This window comes from Flavobacterium sp. 2, from assembly GCF_049949195.1.
GTDB lineage: Bacteria > Bacteroidota > Bacteroidia > Flavobacteriales > Flavobacteriaceae > Flavobacterium.
The window spans coordinates 4,533,359-4,551,178 of the sequence record NZ_CP188206.1 but is presented as its reverse complement, the minus strand read 5'-3'; the positions used below and the strand labels follow the sequence as shown (position 1 = coordinate 4,551,178).

9 protein-coding genes are annotated in these 17,820 nt (G+C 35.8%); 4 read left to right on the top strand and 5 right to left on the bottom strand.

Annotated features, from left to right (window positions below; translation table 11 throughout):
* Positions 1-15 precede the first annotated feature (15 nt).
* The 5 genes from ACNFIH_RS19810 to ACNFIH_RS19790 all read right to left on the bottom strand — a co-directional run bounded on the left by ACNFIH_RS19810 (position 16) and on the right by ACNFIH_RS19790 (position 8,178).
* Positions 16-2,232, bottom strand: coding sequence for a molybdopterin oxidoreductase family protein (locus ACNFIH_RS19810; RefSeq protein ID WP_426484463.1), 2,217 nt, complete (start codon positions 2,230-2,232; stop codon positions 16-18).
* Positions 2,233-2,321: 89 nt separating this feature from the next.
* Positions 2,322-3,371, bottom strand: a complete 1,050-nt coding sequence (locus tag ACNFIH_RS19805) for an MFS transporter (protein WP_426484462.1) — start codon at positions 3,369-3,371, stop codon at positions 2,322-2,324.
* 29 nt (positions 3,372-3,400) lie between these two features.
* Positions 3,401-4,993 carry a magnesium transporter MgtE N-terminal domain-containing protein gene (locus tag ACNFIH_RS19800; RefSeq protein ID WP_426484461.1) on the bottom strand — a complete coding sequence of 531 codons (1,593 nt, stop codon included), beginning with the start codon at positions 4,991-4,993 and terminating at the stop codon, positions 3,401-3,403.
* Positions 4,994-5,012: 19 nt separating this feature from the next.
* On the bottom strand, positions 5,013-6,491 hold the full coding sequence (locus tag ACNFIH_RS19795) for an MFS transporter (protein ID WP_426484460.1): 1,479 nt from the start codon (positions 6,489-6,491) through the stop codon (positions 5,013-5,015).
* A 214-nt stretch (positions 6,492-6,705) separates the two neighbouring features.
* Entirely contained in the window at positions 6,706-8,178 is a 1,473-nt protein-coding gene (locus tag ACNFIH_RS19790; RefSeq protein WP_426484459.1) for an MFS transporter, read from the bottom strand.
* A gap of 963 nt (positions 8,179-9,141) precedes the next feature.
* On the opposite strand from ACNFIH_RS19790, the gene ACNFIH_RS19785 reads away from it, so the two are divergent.
* From ACNFIH_RS19785 to ACNFIH_RS19770, 4 genes are read left to right on the top strand one after another with little or no spacing between them, the layout of a single operon-like run.
* On the top strand, positions 9,142-12,273 hold the full coding sequence (locus ACNFIH_RS19785; RefSeq protein ID WP_426484458.1) for a SusC/RagA family TonB-linked outer membrane protein: 3,132 nt from the start codon (positions 9,142-9,144) through the stop codon (positions 12,271-12,273).
* 15 nt (positions 12,274-12,288) lie between these two features.
* On the top strand, positions 12,289-13,761 hold the full coding sequence (locus ACNFIH_RS19780; protein ID WP_426484457.1) for a RagB/SusD family nutrient uptake outer membrane protein: 1,473 nt from the start codon (positions 12,289-12,291) through the stop codon (positions 13,759-13,761).
* Between the two features lie 28 nt (positions 13,762-13,789).
* Positions 13,790-15,691, top strand: coding sequence for an arylsulfatase (locus tag ACNFIH_RS19775; protein WP_426484456.1), 1,902 nt, complete (start codon positions 13,790-13,792; stop codon positions 15,689-15,691).
* Positions 15,692-15,703: 12 nt separating this feature from the next.
* On the top strand, positions 15,704-17,635 hold the full coding sequence (locus ACNFIH_RS19770; RefSeq protein ID WP_426484455.1) for an arylsulfatase: 1,932 nt from the start codon (positions 15,704-15,706) through the stop codon (positions 17,633-17,635).
* The last annotated feature ends 185 nt before the right edge of the window (positions 17,636-17,820 follow it).

Genomic DNA, 17,820 nt, shown 5'->3' with positions numbered 1-17,820 from the left:
TTTCATTTTTATAGATTAAACACTTGCATACGCTTGAGATTCTTTCGCTGGCGGGGCAATTGTTCCTTGCGGAAATAATTGACAGGCACACACTTTAAACTCCGGAATTTTAGAAATTGGATCTAAAGTTCCCGGTGTTAATTGATTTGCTGATTTATGTCCCGGCCAGTGATACGGAATAAAAACAGTATCTTTTCTAATTGTTTCAACAATATTGGCGGGAAAAATTCCTTCGCCTCTCCTTGTAACTACTCTGACTAGTTCACGCTGTTTGATATTATAATGTGCGGCCATTTCCGGATGGATTTCTACCATTGGTTCCGGAAACTGATCTACTAATTTTCCTATTCTGCGGGTTTGTGTTCCGCTTAAATATTGCGAAACAACGCGTCCTGTTGTCAATGTTATTGGATATTCTTCATCTGTAACTTCTCCCGGAAGTTTATATGGTGCAGGATTAAAATGCGCTTTTCCGTCTGGAGTTTTAAATTTTCTATCTTCCCAAAGTCTTGGTGTTCCCGGATGATCTTCTGTTGGACATGGCCAGAAAACACCCATATTATCTTCGACTTTTTTATATGTAATTCCAAAATAATCTGCCGTTCCGCCTTTTGAAGCGACACGCAATTCGTTGAAAATTTCTTCACTATTTTCATAAGTGAATTTATCTTCTTCGCCTAATCTTTTCGCAATTTCAAGTAAAATTGAAGTATCGGTTCTGGCTTCTCCCGGAGGCGTAACGGCTTGTCTGATTCTAATTACTCTTCCTTCTGCAGAAGTTGTCGTTCCTTCTTCTTCTTCCTGTAAAGATCCTGCCAAAACAATATCGGCATGACGGGCTGTTTCATTTAAAAAGAAATCGATACAAACGTAAAACTCTAATTTTTCAAGAGCAGAACGTACATAATTATTGTTTGGAAGCGAAACTAACGGATTAAAACAGATCGAAATTAATCCTTTGATTTCGTCTCTGTGAATGGCTTCAATGATTTCATAAGCCGTAAGTCCTTTTCCGGGTAAATCTTTTTCGTCGATGCCCCAAACTTCTGAAATGTATTTTCTGTGTTCGGGATTTTCAATATCTCTGTTTCCTGGCAATTGATCACATTTATGTCCGTGTTCTCTTCCGCCTTGACCATTTCCTTGTCCGGTAATGGTTCCGTAACCGCAATAAGGTCTTCCAATTCTTCCGGTTGCTAAAACGAGATTAATACAACCTAAAACATTATCAACGCCTTTTGAATGATGTTCAATACCGCGTGCGTGTAATAAAAAGCTTGTTTTTGCTTTTCCCCATAATTCGGCGGCTGCTTTTATTTTTTCTTTGTCAATTCCGGTAACTTCCTCTGCCCATTCTAAAGTATACTCTTTTACAGCGTCGATCGTTTCCTGAAATCCTGAAGTATAATTATCAATAAAATCATGATCGAGCATATCATGATCAACCAAATATTTCAACATTGCGCCATATAAAGCCGAATCTGTTCCGGGCTTTACATCTAAGTGAATATCGGCAGTTCTTGCCAGCGGAATCATCCTTGGGTCAATTACAATTAATTTTGCTCCGCGATCTCTGGCTTTCCAAATCCAATGCGTCAAGGTTGGAAAAGTCTCACTGATGTTTGCTCCAGTCACAATAATAACTTCAGCATATTCTAAATCAGAATAATTGTTTGAAGCACGATCTAAACCAAATGCCTTTTTATTTCCAGCTCCGGCGCTTACCATGCAAAGTCTGCCGTTATAATCCAGATTTCTTGTTTTTAAAGCTACTCGGGCAAATTTTCCAACTAAATAACTTTTTTCATTTGTCAATGAAACTCCGGATAACATTGAGAATGCATGTTTTCCGTATTTTTCCTGAATTCTTTTTATTTCAGAAACCGTTTTATCCATCGCATCATCCCAGGAAACTTTCTCAAAACCTTTTCCTTCTACTCTTTGTATTGGATGCAAAAGTCGATCGGGGTGATTATTTTGTAAATAACGCTGAACGCCTTTTGGACACAAACGACCTTCATTAAAAGGGAATTCCATCCAAGGCTCAAAACCTACTACTTTATTTTCTTTCACTAATAACTGAATTCCGCATTGCATTCCGCAGAAACAACAGTGTGTTTTTACAGTGTCATCCGGTTCGTCTCTTCCATTATAACCATCTACTGGAGCGTAGTTTAAATGTGGTCCAAAGTCATCTATTATTTTCTCTATTGATACTGGTAGTTTTGCCATGTCTAATTTTTGTTTGTTTTGTTTAATGTTTCAAGTTTCACGTTCTGTATGGAACTTGAAACCTGAAACTTTGAACCTGAAACTTATTTTTATCCAAATAAATTTCCGCCTTCTAATCTGGCTTTTAAATGTGCTTGTGCTAAGCGTGATCTTTTTCCTTCTGGGCTTAAATCAAGATGAGAAGTTCCATCTTCGTGAGCAAAATCAAAACCTAATTGTTTGGTTACAATTTTTAAATCGTCAATATGAAGCTGTGTTGCAAATTCTTCACCTGTATGCGGACAAACCGCCATTCCTTTTTTGATTCCTTCTTGTTTGTAAATATGTGCTCCAATTTGTGCCGGACGCTGAATGATGTGAAAGAATTTTCCAAAGGGAATCCAAAGCAAAAACATAATTACTGTTACACAATGAATTACAGCAAGGAAATCATAAGCAAAACCTTTCATGAATTGATACGAATAAGTCAAACACAATCCTGTAACTGAAATCGCTATTAATAAAATAAGTGGCAACAAATCGCCTTCAAAAGTTTGGGTTGCAATTAATCCCGGATTGGTTAATCTTCTTCTTAAATAATAAACAGATCCAATAATTACAAGCCATGAAGACCAATTTAACGCATGAAATATTAAGAAAGCCAAAAATGAATTTATTTGAAAATCCATCATTTTGAATCCGAAGAAATGTGCTTCGTAAATTGAAATGGAATTTGGCGCCAATGTAAAGTGAATCCATCCAAATGTAAGCGGAATTGTAATTGCAAAAGCAGATAAACATCCTATAGCAATGCAAAAATGCGCAAACCAGCGCCATTTGCTTCTCGGATAAATAAATCTTTGAACTAAAATATTCTGTACCGATTCTTTTCCTAAAAACCATAAATGCGAAAACACTTTTCCAGTAAAAAGAAATTTAAGACTTCTTTTAAAGTACATCCAAGTTGGAGGTCTTTGTAGCCAAACTGTGTATCGATAAACGATTCCGAAGAATGCAAATACAGTTCCGAATAAATAAGTAACTAATGCAGCATCAAAATTTTGTAATTGTCTTGAGCCGTAGAACACCAATACAATAGTAAGTATTGAAACCAGTGAAGCAACAAGTAAAGCTTTGGTATTAAACGTTTTATTTTTCATCCTTAATTTTTATTTTAATGATTACTTCTTTAACTTGGTTTCTCGCAATTCTTACGATTGTAAAACCACCAATTGATACCTGTAGCTAATATAGTGAAAAAAGAAACACTAATAAAGAATTGATTTACAGTACCATTAGCAGAAATATTATTGCCAATTAATTTAGAAAAGATAAAAGGTCCAAATGCAGCTATTGCAGCAGTCCAACCAATAACTCCGGCTGCCTGACGCGGATTTTCTTTAAAAATGATTGGATATTGTCTAAAAGTACCGGCATTTCCAATTCCGGTAAAAAAGAACATTGCTAATATTACAGTCACAAAAAGCGGAAACTGATCCATACTTGTTGGTGCAACTAATCCCTGAGTTACTAAAATTACTGCTCCAGCCAAAATTCCTAAACCTGTTATAGTTGTTAATACGGCACCTCCAACTTTATCGGCAACAAATCCAAAAGCAATTCGGCTGGCAGAACCTATTAACGGTCCATAAAAAGCATATACTAAAGGATCTGGCGCATTTGGAAAATCTCCATATAAAAATTTAATCATTAATGGAAAAGCAGCTGACAATCCTGCAAAAGTTCCGAAAGTCATTACGTAAGTAATTGTGCAATACCATGTATGTTTGTTTGAGAAAATATCCAATTGCTCTTTTACTGAAGCTTTCATTGGAATACTTCTTAAATAAAACCAACTTACAAATGCCATAATTATTAGAAAAGGTGCATACCAAAATGCTGCAGATTGCAAATAAATTGGTTTGTTTTTTACCGCTGTATTTTCGGCGTTAATGTTGTTTATTATTTTCTCAGCCAATTTTGGATTTGCATTTGCGATCGCTTTTGCTTTTGCCTTAACAGGAAGCGAAGCAAAAACAACTACATTATCATGAGAATTCACTGCCATACTCACAGAATCAACAATATTTTTCTTTACGTTAGAAAGAATTTTTGTTTGTACTTCTGAATCAAGTGCAGCAAAAACTTCTTTCTGTTTTTCTATTGATGAATTTTTAAAAACAGTTAATGTTTCCTTCGGATCGATACTTGTAAAAACAGTTGAAACTCCAAAAATTCCAACACTAATTATCAATGGCGTAACAAATTGTGCTATTGAAACACCAAAATTTCCAATTCCTGCCTGAATTCCTAATGCAGTTCCTTTTAATCTCTGAGGAAAAAATAAACTTGTACTTGGCATATAAGAAGAAAAATCTCCACCGCCAAAACCAGTTGTAAAAGCCAAAACTGCAAAAACCCAGAAAGGCGTATTTACATTCATAATTGCAAAACCAATTCCGATTACGGGAATTAATTTAATTGCTGTCGCCAAAGAAATAATATGTCGCGTTCCGAAAATTGGGAGCAGAAATGTGTGAATAATTCGCAATAATCCGGCAGCTAATCCAGGAATTGCAGTTAACCAAAAAAGCTGATCTTTAGAAAAATTAAACCCTAATCCGGGTAATTTTACCGCTATAACGCTCATCATAAACCAAGAGGCAAATGATAACACTAATGTAATTGTTGTAATTGTTAAAGTTCTCCATGCAATTTTACTTCCGCCAGCATTCCAATACGCTTCATCTTCGGGGTTCCATTTGTCTAACCAAATTTTCATTTCTATTTTAATTTAATTTTTAATGATTGTCTTCTATTTCTCTTGTAAAATCGGGCGATTTACTTCGCATCGCATTTATGATTGTTCTGTGCATCCATACCAAACAAAGAACAGAAACCAGAAATATGAATATCCATGAGCTTGTCCAGAGTCCAGTATAATTGAGGAGATAGCCAAAGATTATTGGACCTAAAAAACCTCCTAAACCGCCAATCAAACCAACCATTCCACCCACAACTCCAACTTCATTTGGAAAATATTCCGGAATATGTTTGTAAACAGCCGCTTTACCAATTCCCCATGAAATTCCTATCAGCGTTACCAAAACCACATACACCCAAAGATTGGCGCTGAAGTTGATTTGGGTAATTCCTTTTGCTAATAATTCTTTCTTTTTTACTTCCTGATTTTGTTGTACAATGATTTCCTGCCAAGATTTTTTTACAGGAAAAACAGCAGATTCGCTATTTATTTCGAGATCTTTTTTATTGTTGATTTGATGTGTTTTTCCGTTGACAATTATTTTATCTGCCGAAATTTCTGTTACCGTTCCGTTACTTAAAGACATAACTCCGGGTCCTGCGGTAAAGATTTCCATTTTTGGAAACATCAATAAAAAGCTGATTACGATTGAAGAACCTAAAACCCAATACATCACTTTTCTGGCTCCAAATTTATCTGAGAGATAACCTCCAAAAGCTCTAATAACTCCTGACGGAAGACTGAACATTGTAGCAAACATTCCGCCCATTACTAAAGTAGTATTGTAGACATTCATAAAGTTTGGAAGAAGCCACTGCGAATAGGCTACAAAAAATCCGAAAACTAAAAAGTAATAGGTTCCAAAGCGCCATACTCTGGCTTTTTTGAGTGGAGACATAAGCTCTCCCATTGTTTTTGAAACACCCGGATTCGTTTTATTTTTAGCGAAAACAATAAAAAGAATTCCGATAATTACAAGTATAGATGCATATATAACTGGAAGCATTTTCCAGCCGTTAAGTGGATTATTTTCAGATAAATTATTTAATAATGTAGGTGCAATAAAAGTGGTGATGGCAGCACCGGCATTTCCCATTCCGAAGATTCCTAAGGCTCTTCCCTGCCATTCTTTTGGATACCAAATTGAAGTGTATCCGATTCCGACAGCAAAACTGGTTCCAACTAATCCGAAGAAAAAACTCAGAATTGCAAAGCTCCAAAACGAATCTGCAAAAGGCATTAAGAAAAGTGGAATAGAGCAAAGCAGAAGCAAAACAGAAAAAATAATTTTACCACCGTATTTATCTGTTAAAATCCCGATTGGAAGTCTGAAAATTGAGCCTGAAAGAATAGGAATTCCTAAAAGCCATCCGATTTCAACAACTGTAAAATTGAATATTCCTTTATCGGCCAAAAAAGTGATCAAAACGCCATTTAAAGTCCAGCAGGCAAAACACACTGTAAAAGCAAGTGTATTAAGAAATAAAATTCGGTGAGATTGGGATAAATTACTCATAAACTATCTAGATTACTTGAATATAATTGAGTAATTCTCCTCAATTATACAAGCAAAATTATAGCCTGAGATGCGCATTTAATATGACATATATCATATAAAAGATAATTCTATCTTATTTTAAAACATCCTAAATAACAAAAATAATAGTACAAAAAAAGCCTTTTCGATTTTAAGAAAAAGGCTTTTTTTTATGTTTAATTTTAAACGAACTTTAATGTTTTCTGTCCATATCTTTAGCGTACTCTGGTGATTTCTCTTTCATCAATTTCACTACAACGCGATGCATCCAGATTAAGCAAATAAGTGAAACTGCCAAAATGAACATCCATGAACTTGTCCAGAAACCAGTTGTACTTAAAAGATAACCGAAGATAATTGGGCCAACAAATCCGCCTAAACCGCCGAGCATTCCAACCATTCCGCCAACAACTCCAACTTCATTTGGAAAATAATCCGGAATATGTTTGTAAACTGCTGCAGAACCAATTCCCCAAGCAGAACCAATCAGAATAACTAAAACCAAATAAATCCACATATTGGCTTCAAAATGAATTTGAGTAATTCCTTCTGCCAATAAATCTTTCTTTTGAACTTCCTGATTTTGTTTTACTACAACTTCCTGCCACGATGTTTTTGAAGGTAAAAATTTGCTGTGTTTGGCATTTTTATCTTCTTGTGTAATAGGATATGTTTTATCTCCAATAACAATTTTATCTTTCGCAACTTCAGTAACGGTTCCTGCTTTTGCGGCGGTAATACCTGAACCTGAAGTTGTAATATTCATTTTTGGAAACATCAATAGAAAACTTAAAACAACTGACGAACTCAAAACCCAATACATTACTTTTCTGGCGCCAAAACGATCAGACAAAAACCCTCCATAAGCTCTGATTACTCCAGATGGCAAACTAAATATGGCAGCGAAAATTCCGCCCATAACTAAAGTTGTGTGATATACGTTTAAGAAATTAGGAAGCAGCCATTGTGAAAAAGTTACAAACGAACCAAAAACAAGAAAATAATACAATCCAAAACGCCAAACTCTCACACTCTTAAGTGGCTGAAAAACCTGACTTACTGTTTTTGGAGCGGCTTCAATTTTTTTGTTTTTTGTAAAAATCAGAAAAACAATTCCCATTGTAAGGAGAACACTTGCGTAGATAACAGGAAGCCATTTCCAACCATTTTCAGGATCACTTTCTGAAAATTTTGTCAATAAAGTCGGCGCTAAAAAAGTGGTTAAGGCCGCACCGGAATTTCCCATTCCGAAGATTCCTAAAGCCCTTCCCTGCCATTCTTTTGGATAATAAACTGAAGTATATCCTACTCCAATTGCAAAACTGGTCCCTACCATTCCAAACAAAAAACTCAAAATAGCAAACGTCCAAAAATTATAGGCAAAAGGCAAAAGAAACAACGGAATCGAACTTAAAATCAATAAACAAGAATAAACAGGTTTACCACCAAATTTATCTGTGAGAATTCCCATTGGCAAACGCATAACAGAACCTGTTAAAATTGGAATTCCAAGCAGCCATCCAATCTCGACGACACTCCATTCAAAAATACCACGATCATTTAGAAAAGTTACCAAAACTCCGTTTAGCGTCCAACAGGCAAAACAAATTATAAAAGCTAACGTATTAAAAAACAGAATGCGATGAGATTGAGAAAGATCAGCCATAGAAAAATAGTGTTAGAATTATTACTTTAATATTTAACCTATAAATCAATATTACAGAAAGTATAAGAATGGTTTTTCCTGCAAAAAATAAGAATAGATTAAAATTAGAAAAAAATCATCTAAAACACTAATAATAAACAAGATAACCGATTAAAAGTAATTATTACTTAATCTGTCGTTTTATCGATTAAATTTTACAAAAACATGTTCTGTGACGTTTCTAAGCTGTTTTTGATACTTTAACTTATTTTACAAAGCATTAAAAGTAAGCAATTTAAATGTAAAATACTACAATTTTAGATTGGAAATAAAAAAACTTTTAACATTTTTTTAAAATAAAATAAAATATTAAAAGATTGATTATCAATGAATTAACACCTGTTTTTAGATCATAAAACAATATATATAAAGACTTTTTCAAAAAAAATCCTGTAAATTTTTGGTTTTTATTATATTAAAATTAACTTTGTCTATAGGATTAGTAGAGTTTAGATTTTTATTGAAAACCAAAAAAACTATATTTTGAAAACAACCGAGAGCATATCGTATTTAAATCTTCAAAAAAAATATACTTATAACAATTGTTGTTATATGTGCTTCTGTTGCTAATTCATCATGCAATACATTCGGCATTTGATCCATTTCTGTAAGTCAAAAACGAAATTCAAATTCACCCACAAATTACCTTTATTGAAAATACAAATATCTGGCTGATGCATATTTTGCATTATGATGATTTTTTGAATATACCCCTATTTTAAAAAGAAAATAATTAACAACTAAAACAAAACTAAAATGAAAAATATGCAAAGCTGTTGTTGCTGTAAATAAAAAAAGCCATTTCTGCGGCAACAGAAATGGCGAGGCTTAAAGAACATTTATCACTAAATCAAGGAAACAATTAGAGGGTTGAAAATTCAACGCTCAGGGCGCCTTGTTAATTACTTAAACCATTACAAAGAAATGAAAAAATATTTAAAGATATACTCAATATTATTTCTCTTGCTTCTGACGGTAGGACTTAATGCCCAAAATACGACCCCGCTTATCCAGTCAAAACTTGATGGAACTGTTGTGGATGACATTACAAATCAGCCCATTATTGGCGCTTCGGTAACTATTAAAGGAACTACACACGGTGTTGTAACAGATGTTGAAGGAAAATTTTATTTTCAAACTGGTCAAAAATTACCTTATACATTAATCGTAAGTTATATAGGATACAAAAAACTTGAAATCGTAGTTGATAAAAATCCAGTAACCATTCATTTAAAAGAAGAGCGTCAGGAATTAGACGAATTGGTGGTTGTTGGATACGGATCTCAAAAGAGAAAAGACATTACAGGTTCAGTTGCTTCAGTTCCAAAAGCAAATTTATCTCAAGTAACTTCATCTGCAGATAATCTCCTTCGTGGTGCAGTTCCTGGTGTTGTAGTTACACAAAGTTCAGGACGTCCGGGAGCTTCATCAAGCGTGCGTATTCGTGGGGGAAACTCTATTACAGCAGGTAATGAACCGCTTTATGTATTAGATGGCGTTTTAATTTACAATGACAATAATAATGGTACAGCTGGTGTAGCATATGCAGGAGCTTCGGTAAACGTGCTTTCGACAATTAACCCAGCGGATATCGAGTCTATTGAAGTTTTGAAAGATGCTTCAGCAACTGCCATTTATGGATCTAGAGGAGCAAATGGAGTTGTTATTATTACAACAAAAAAAGGAACAAAAGGACAGGATAATATTTCCTACCAAGGATATTTCGGGTTTCAGAATGTATCTAAAAAACTGCATTTGATGGATGCCAGCCAATGGGCAAGTTTACGTAACGACGTTCAGGCAAGTATTGGTCAGGCACCATCTTTTACTCCTGCCCAAATTGAAGCTTTTAAAACTTCTGGAAGTTATGATTGGCAAGATGCTGTTTTTAGAACTGCGGCTCCAATACAAAATCATCAATTGACTTTTTCGGGAGGCGATGATCGTTCGAGATATACAATTTCAGCAGGTTACTTTGACCAAGATGGAATTGTAATTGCAACTGATTTCAAACGTATTTCGCTTCGTGCTAATTACGAAAGAAATTATTCTCAAAATTTCAAATTTGGCGTAAATGCCAATTATACAAATTCAGATTCAAATGGAGTTGGTACTAATGGAGGTTCTTCTGCCGGAAGACAGCCAAATCCATTAGTGGTTGCTTTGTATCAGCCGCCTGTAGTACCTATCAGAAATCCAGACGGAAGTTTTAATTTAACTAATAATCCTTACGCTACGGCAACTAACGGTATCATTCCAAACCCTATCAATGATTTGGAAAACACTACAAATGAAACTAAAATCAACAGAATCTTAACCAGCTTATTTGGTGAATATAAAATTACCAAAGAAGTTGTTGCAAAAGTTGCAGTAAGCGGTGACGTAATTGATACGAAACAAAATTATTATGCACCTGCAACTACTACAACCGGAGCAGGAGTTAAAGGTTTAGCTTCTGTAGGTACACGTCGAGTAAGTTCCGTTTTAAATGAAAATACAATTAATTACAATACTACTTTTGGCGAAAGCCATAAATTCTCAGCTTTAGGAGGTTATACACTTCAATATACAAAAGGTGAGGTTGTAAATGCAGGAGCGCAGACATTTGTAAATGACGCGAATACTTATAATGCGCTACAAGATGGTGTGCCGGTAAAACCTTATAGCGATGCTTTCGAAAGTGTTTTAAAATCTTGGTTGGCGAGAGTAAATTATTCTTATAAAGGAAAATACAACTTTACGGTTTCTGGCCGTGCGGATGGTTCTTCAAGATTTGGATCAGAATCGCTTTGGGGATATTTCCCATCTGCAGGTTTTTCATGGAATATTACTGATGAAGAATTTGCCAACAACATTAAAGGTGTAACCGAAGCTAAACTTAGACTTACCGCTGGTACAACAGGAAACCAGGAAATCGGGAATTACCTTTCACTTGCTTCAATGGGTTCTGTAAATTATTCTTTTGGAGGTACAACTTATACCGGACTTGCTCCTACCCGATTGGCAAATCCTGATTTGAAATGGGAAAAAACAAATCAATATAACGTTGGTTTAGACTTATCATTATTGGACAGAAAAATAAATTTTGTTTTTGATGTTTATTACAAAAAAACAAAAGATTTGTTAATCAATGTTCCAGTGCCGTTGACTTCAGGATATGCAACTGTTCTGCAAAATATCGGAGGTGTTGAAAACAAAGGTCTTGAAATTGGTTTGACTACTGAAAACATTAAAACAGAAAATTTCTCATGGAATTCTAACATTGTTTTCTCAACTAACAAAAATAAAGTAACAGCGATAGGAAATGGTGTAGATCAATTCTTTCCTGTTGTTCCAAACGGATCATTATTACAACAACAGCCTGTAACTGTAAAAGTTGGATTACCACTAGGAACTTTCTGGGGATACAGAACAAACGGAATTTTCCAAACTCAGGAAGAAGTAAATACACAGCCAAAAATCAACAGTTTGGCCAACACAAAAGTGGGAGACAGAAGATATGTTGACACAAACGGAGATGGTGTAATTACTGCTCTTGACAAAGGAAACTTAGGCACTTCTCAGCCAAAATTTGTTGGAAGTTTCGGCAACACCATTTCGTATCATGATTTTGATTTGAATTTCTCTTTCCAAGGTGCATATGGCGGAAAAATATTCAATGCTTTGAATCAGCAATTAGAGATTTCTACACTTGGAACAAATGCTAACGTGACGTTAGACGATCGTTGGACGCCAACAAACCCAAGCAATGAAATTCCAAGAGCTACAAGTTCACCTTTAGGAATAGTTTCAGAACGATATGTTGAAGATGCTTCTTTCTTGAGATTAAAATTAATCACATTAGGTTACACATTACCAAAAAGTACTTCTAAAAAAATAGGAGCAAAAAGCGTGAAATTCTATGTTTCTGCAGAAAACTTAATTACATGGACAAAATACACTGGTTATGATCCAGAGGTAAGTTCATACGAACAAAACAACTTATATCCGGGAATCGATTTTGGATCTTATCCAAACTCAAAAACATTCATCTCGGGCTTGAACGTAACTTTCTAAGTAAAAAAATATAAAATGAAAAAGATTATTATAACATTCCTATTAAGTGCCGGTTTATTTGTATCGTGCACAGAGTTAGAGGTAACACCAACCTCTTTTGTAACCGAAGATAATTACTTTAAAACCCAGGATGATGCTGTAGCAAGCGTAACGGCTGTTTATGCTTCGTTAAGCTTAGATCCCGGAGAGCAGAGTTTATTTGGAAGAAATCTTTATTTCTTAACTGATATGGCTTCAGATTATGCTGCAGCTGGGGTTTCAGCAACAAATCCACAAGTTAGAGCATTAAGCAGTTTAACGCATGATGCGACTTCAGATCGTGTTCAAGTGGCTTGGAGACAAATTTATGCTGGAATCAACAGAGCGAATGTTTCTATTGATAATATTCCGAAAGTTGCCGGAACCGAAGCTGTAAAAAGCAGATTGATTTTGGAAGCAAAATTTATCCGCGGATTGCTGTACTTTCAGGCAGTTCGTCTTTGGGGAGGCGTTCCAATTGTTTTGCACGAGCCAACTTCTATTCAGTTAGAAAGCTTAAAATCAAAAAGAGCAACGGTTGACGAAGTTTACGCACAGATTATTTCAGATTTAAAAGCGGCTGAAAGCCTTCCTTCAACATATCCTGCAACTGATGCCGGACGTGCAACATCTGGTGCTGCAAAAGCCATTTTGACAAAAGTATACCTGACAAGAAAAGACTGGCCTAACGCAATTACTAAAGCAAAAGAAGTTATTAACGGCGGTTACGGTTATGCTTTGTTCGAAACTTTTCAGGACATTTTTACTAAAACAAAAAAGAACGGAAAAGAGCATATTTTCTCTGTACAATTTGAGCCAAATCAAGCTGGAAATGGTTCAAGCGGAAGTACTTTTCAAGCAACATCATTTACAGGATTTACTGCTACAGAGCCAGCAGATATCATTTCAGATGTAGCATTGTTTTATGATATTTATGCGCCAGGAGATGTAAGAAGAGATGTAAGTTATGCGAAACAATTACCAAATCCAGCAACTGGAACGCTTTATACTTTTCCAAAACCAATTTTCAAAAAATATTTAGACCTAACAAATCTGGCAACGCCGGCGAACGTAGCAATCAACTTTCCAGTTATTCGCTATGCTGACATTTTATTGTCTTTGGCGGAAGCCATAAATGAACAAGGCGGACCAACTGCTGAAGCTTATGAATTGATCAACCAAGTACGCAGAAGAGCTTTTGCAAAACCAATCACAACGCCAGATGCAACGGTAGATTTAGTTGGCCTAACACAAACCACTTTTAGAGCTGCCATTCAGGAAGAGCGCAAAAAAGAATTTGTTCAGGAAGGACAAAGATGGTTTGACTTAGTGCGTTGGGGAACTTTGGTTACTGAAATTAAAAAAGTAACAGCTAAAAACTCAGTTTCTGAAAGAAATAATTTGTATCCGATTCCACAAAGTGAAAGAAATATCGACCCTGTAGGTTTACCTCAGAATCCTGGATATTAACCAATCAACCACTATTAAACCATAAATTATGAAAGATTATAAAAATAGCATTTCAATCAAAAGTCCTAAAAAAGGGCTTTTGATTACTGCAGTTTTACTTGCACAATTTGGTTTTGCACAAACTAAACCAGAAGAATTTAAAGGTGTAATCGGAAAAACCTTAGCCGATTCTAAAGAATATTGGCCAGAACCTTTTACGGCTCCAAAAGGCGCTCCAAATGTCGTTTGGATTATTTTGGATGACGTAGGATATGGAGCTTCAAGTGCTTTTGGAGGTTTGATAGAAACTCCTGTTTTAGAGAGTCTTGCCAATAACGGATTACGATATACCAATTTTCATACAACCGCGATTTGTGCTCCTACCCGTTCGGCTTTATTAACGGGAAGCAATTCTCATAAAGTTCATGTTGGCGGATTTTCGCACACGATTATGTCTGCAGGATTTCCTGGCTGGGACGGAAGATTGCCTTCAAAAAATGGAACTGTTGCCGAGATTTTACGTGATAAAGGATACAACACTTTTGGCGTTGGTAAATATGGAATTACTCCAGACGAAGACGCTACAGATGCCGGACCTTTTGATCGCTGGCCAACCGGAAAAGGATTTGAACATTTCTTCGGATTCTTAGGCTCAGCAACCGATCAATATAAACCCGATTTAATCGAAGATCAAGCGCACGTTACTCCTGACGGACGTCACCTGAGCGAACAAATTACTGATAAAGCAATCAGCTATATTGCCAGACAGCAAAAAGCCGCTCCAGGAAAACCGTTCTTTTTATATTATTCTCCAGCCGCAGTTCATGCACCTCATCAGGTTGCTCAAAAATGGAGCGATCCATACAAAGGAAAATTTGACGATGGCTGGGATGCATACCGCGAAAAAACCATCGCTAATCAGAAAAAATTAGGAGTTATTCCTTCGAATGCTGTTTTGCCGGAACGTAATCCGCTTATCGCAGATTGGAAAAAATTAACTCCGGATCAAAAGAAAGTATATTCAAAATTCATGGAAGTCTATGCTGGATATCTTACCTACACGGATTATGAAATTGGAAGATTGGTTAATTATTTAAAAGAAATCAATCAATTGGAAAATACAGTTGTTTTTGTTATGATTGGCGATAATGGAGCAAGTAAAGAAGGGACTTTACAAGGTGCTGTCAACAGACAAACGTATGTTGTTGGCGAAACAGACGAAACGGTTTTTCAAAATAATTTAAAGCGAATTGGCGAAATTGGAACACCAGAAACCTATACTAATTATCCTTTAGGCTGGGCACAGGCAACAAATGTTCCTTTTAAAGACTGGAAACAAGATGCTAACTCTGAAGGCGGTACTCATAATCCCCTAATTGTTTATTATCCAAAGGGAATTAAAACGCCAGGAATCAGAACACAATACAGCCACGTAATTGATATTTTGCCAACAACACTGGATATTTTAGGTGTTAAAGCACCAGAATCTATCAGAGAAATTAAGCAAGATACTATTCAGGGATATTCTTTCTACAATTCTTTGAATGACGCAAAAGCAATTTCAAATCATAAAGTACAGCATTATTACATTTTTGGAGCCAGAGCGATTTACAGCGATGGTTGGAAAGCGGCGGCCGCGCATCATCCAAATTCAATTGAAGCTAAAGAAGCTTTAAGCGATCCAAAAAAAGCAGGTTTATTAAAAGCTGATTTTGACAAAGATGTTTGGGAATTGTACAACATCAACGAAGATTTTAATGAGCAAAAAGATTTGGCTAAAAAGTATCCAGAGAAACTGGCCGAATTAAAAAAACTATTTGACGAGCAAGCCAAGAAAAACAACTTATATCCTTTAATAGACTGGTCGGATGTTTATCAGAGAAAAATCCACAAAACGCCAGGAACAGAAGGAAAATCGGCCCAAGAACTATTGACCAAAACAAACAAGTAAAAAATAAAAACTATGAAAAATTTTAAATACAACAGTTTAATCAAAAGTCCTAAAAAAGGACTTTTGATTACAGCGCTCCTAGTTGCACAATTAGGAACTGCGCAAGATAAACCAGAAGAATTTAAAGGTGTTATCGGAAAAACTTTAGCCGATTCTAAAGAATATTGGCCAGAGCCAGTAAAAGCTCCTAAAGGCGCACCAAACGTTATTTGGATTTTATTAGATGACGTAGGATTTGGAGCTTCAAGTGCTTTTGGAGGTTTGATTAGTACGCCAACTTTTGATCAGTTAGCGAATAATGGTTTACGTTATACTAACTTTCATACAACAGCAATTTGTGCGCCAACTCGTGCAGCTTTATTGACAGGAAGAAATTCTGGAAGAGTGCATGTTAGTGGCTTTTCGCACACGATTTTATCAGCAGGTTTCCCAGGCTGGGACGGAAGAATTCCTTCTGATAAAGGAACAATTGCAGAGATTTTACGTGAAAACGGTTACAACACTTTTGCTGTCGGAAAATATGGTGTAACGCCAGATGAAGATGCTACAGATGCAGGACCGTTTGACAGGTGGCCAACCGGAAAAGGTTTCGATCATTTCTACGGATTCTTAGGTTCTCAAACCGATCAGTATAATCCTGATCTTGTTGAAGATCAAGTTCACGTTACTCCAGACGGACGTCACTTAAATGAATTAATTACGGATAAAGCAATCAGCTATATTCAGAAACAACAAAAAGCAGCGCCAGGAAAACCTTTCTTCTTGTATTATGCACCGGGCGCAGCACACGCACCTCATCAAGTTGCTACAAAATGGAGCGATCCTTACAGAGGAAAATTTGATAAAGGCTGGGATGCTTACCGCGAAGAAGTGATTGCAAACCAAAAGAAATTGGGCGTAATTCCGGCTAATGCAGTATTGCCAGAACGCAATCCTTTAATCACAGATTGGAAAAAATTATCTCCAGATCAGAAAAAAGTTTACGCTAGATTTATGGAAGTTTACGCTGGATTCCTAACGTATACAGATTATGAAGTGGGAAGAGTTGTGAATTATTTGAAAGAAACAAATCAGCTTGACAACACTCTAATTTTCGTAGCAATTGGCGATAACGGAGCCAGTAAAGAAGGAACAACTGAAGGTACAATCAACCAAAGTTTATTTGCTCAAGGCGTAACTGACGAACAAAATTTAAAAACAAACTTAGCGAATATCGACGAAATTGGTACAGCAAAAGGTTTAAACACAAATTATCCTTTAGGATGGGCTCAGGCAACAAATGTTCCGTTCAAAAACTGGAAACAAGATGCACAGTCTGAAGGAGGAACTCATAATCCACTGATTGTTTTTTATCCAAACGGAATTAAAGACAAAGGCGGCATCAGAAATCAGTACAGCCACGTAACCGATTTACTTCCAACAACTTTAGACATTGTAGGAGTTAAAGCACCGGAATCTATCAAAGGTATTAAACAGGATATTATTCAGGGTTCCTCTTTATATGCATCTTTGGATAACGCTAAAGCGGAGTCTTTACACAAAGTACAATACTATTACATTTTTGGAAACAGAGCTATTTATAAAGATGGTTGGAAAGCCGGCGCGGCGCATGCAAATCCGTTTACTGCTGCAAAAACTGCCGGTACTCAGGCACCTGCACCAAGCAATTTTGATGCTGATGTTTGGGAATTATACAACCTAAACGAAGACTTTAACGAGCGAAACAATCTAGCCACAAAATATCCAGAAAAATTAGCTGAGCTTAAAAAACTGTTCGACGAGCAAGCTAAAGAAAACAACGTTTATCCGTTGATTGATTGGCAGGATGTAATCACAAGAAAAATACATAATACTGGACCCGATAAAGGCAAAAGTCTTCAAGATTTACTTAAACAAGTTACAAAACCAGGAGAAGGCACAACAACTGCTGGGGGTAGCCATTAAGATCGTGATTTTCAAAACCTGCAAGGTTTCTAAAACCTTGTAGGTTTCATTATAAGAAATAGAAATACATTTTAATTTAGAATTCACTAAAATCACAATAAATTACAAAAAAAGAACAATTTAAACACTACTAATTCTATAGAATTAAAAGTTTTTAATTTAAATTTACACTTTATAACTTTTTG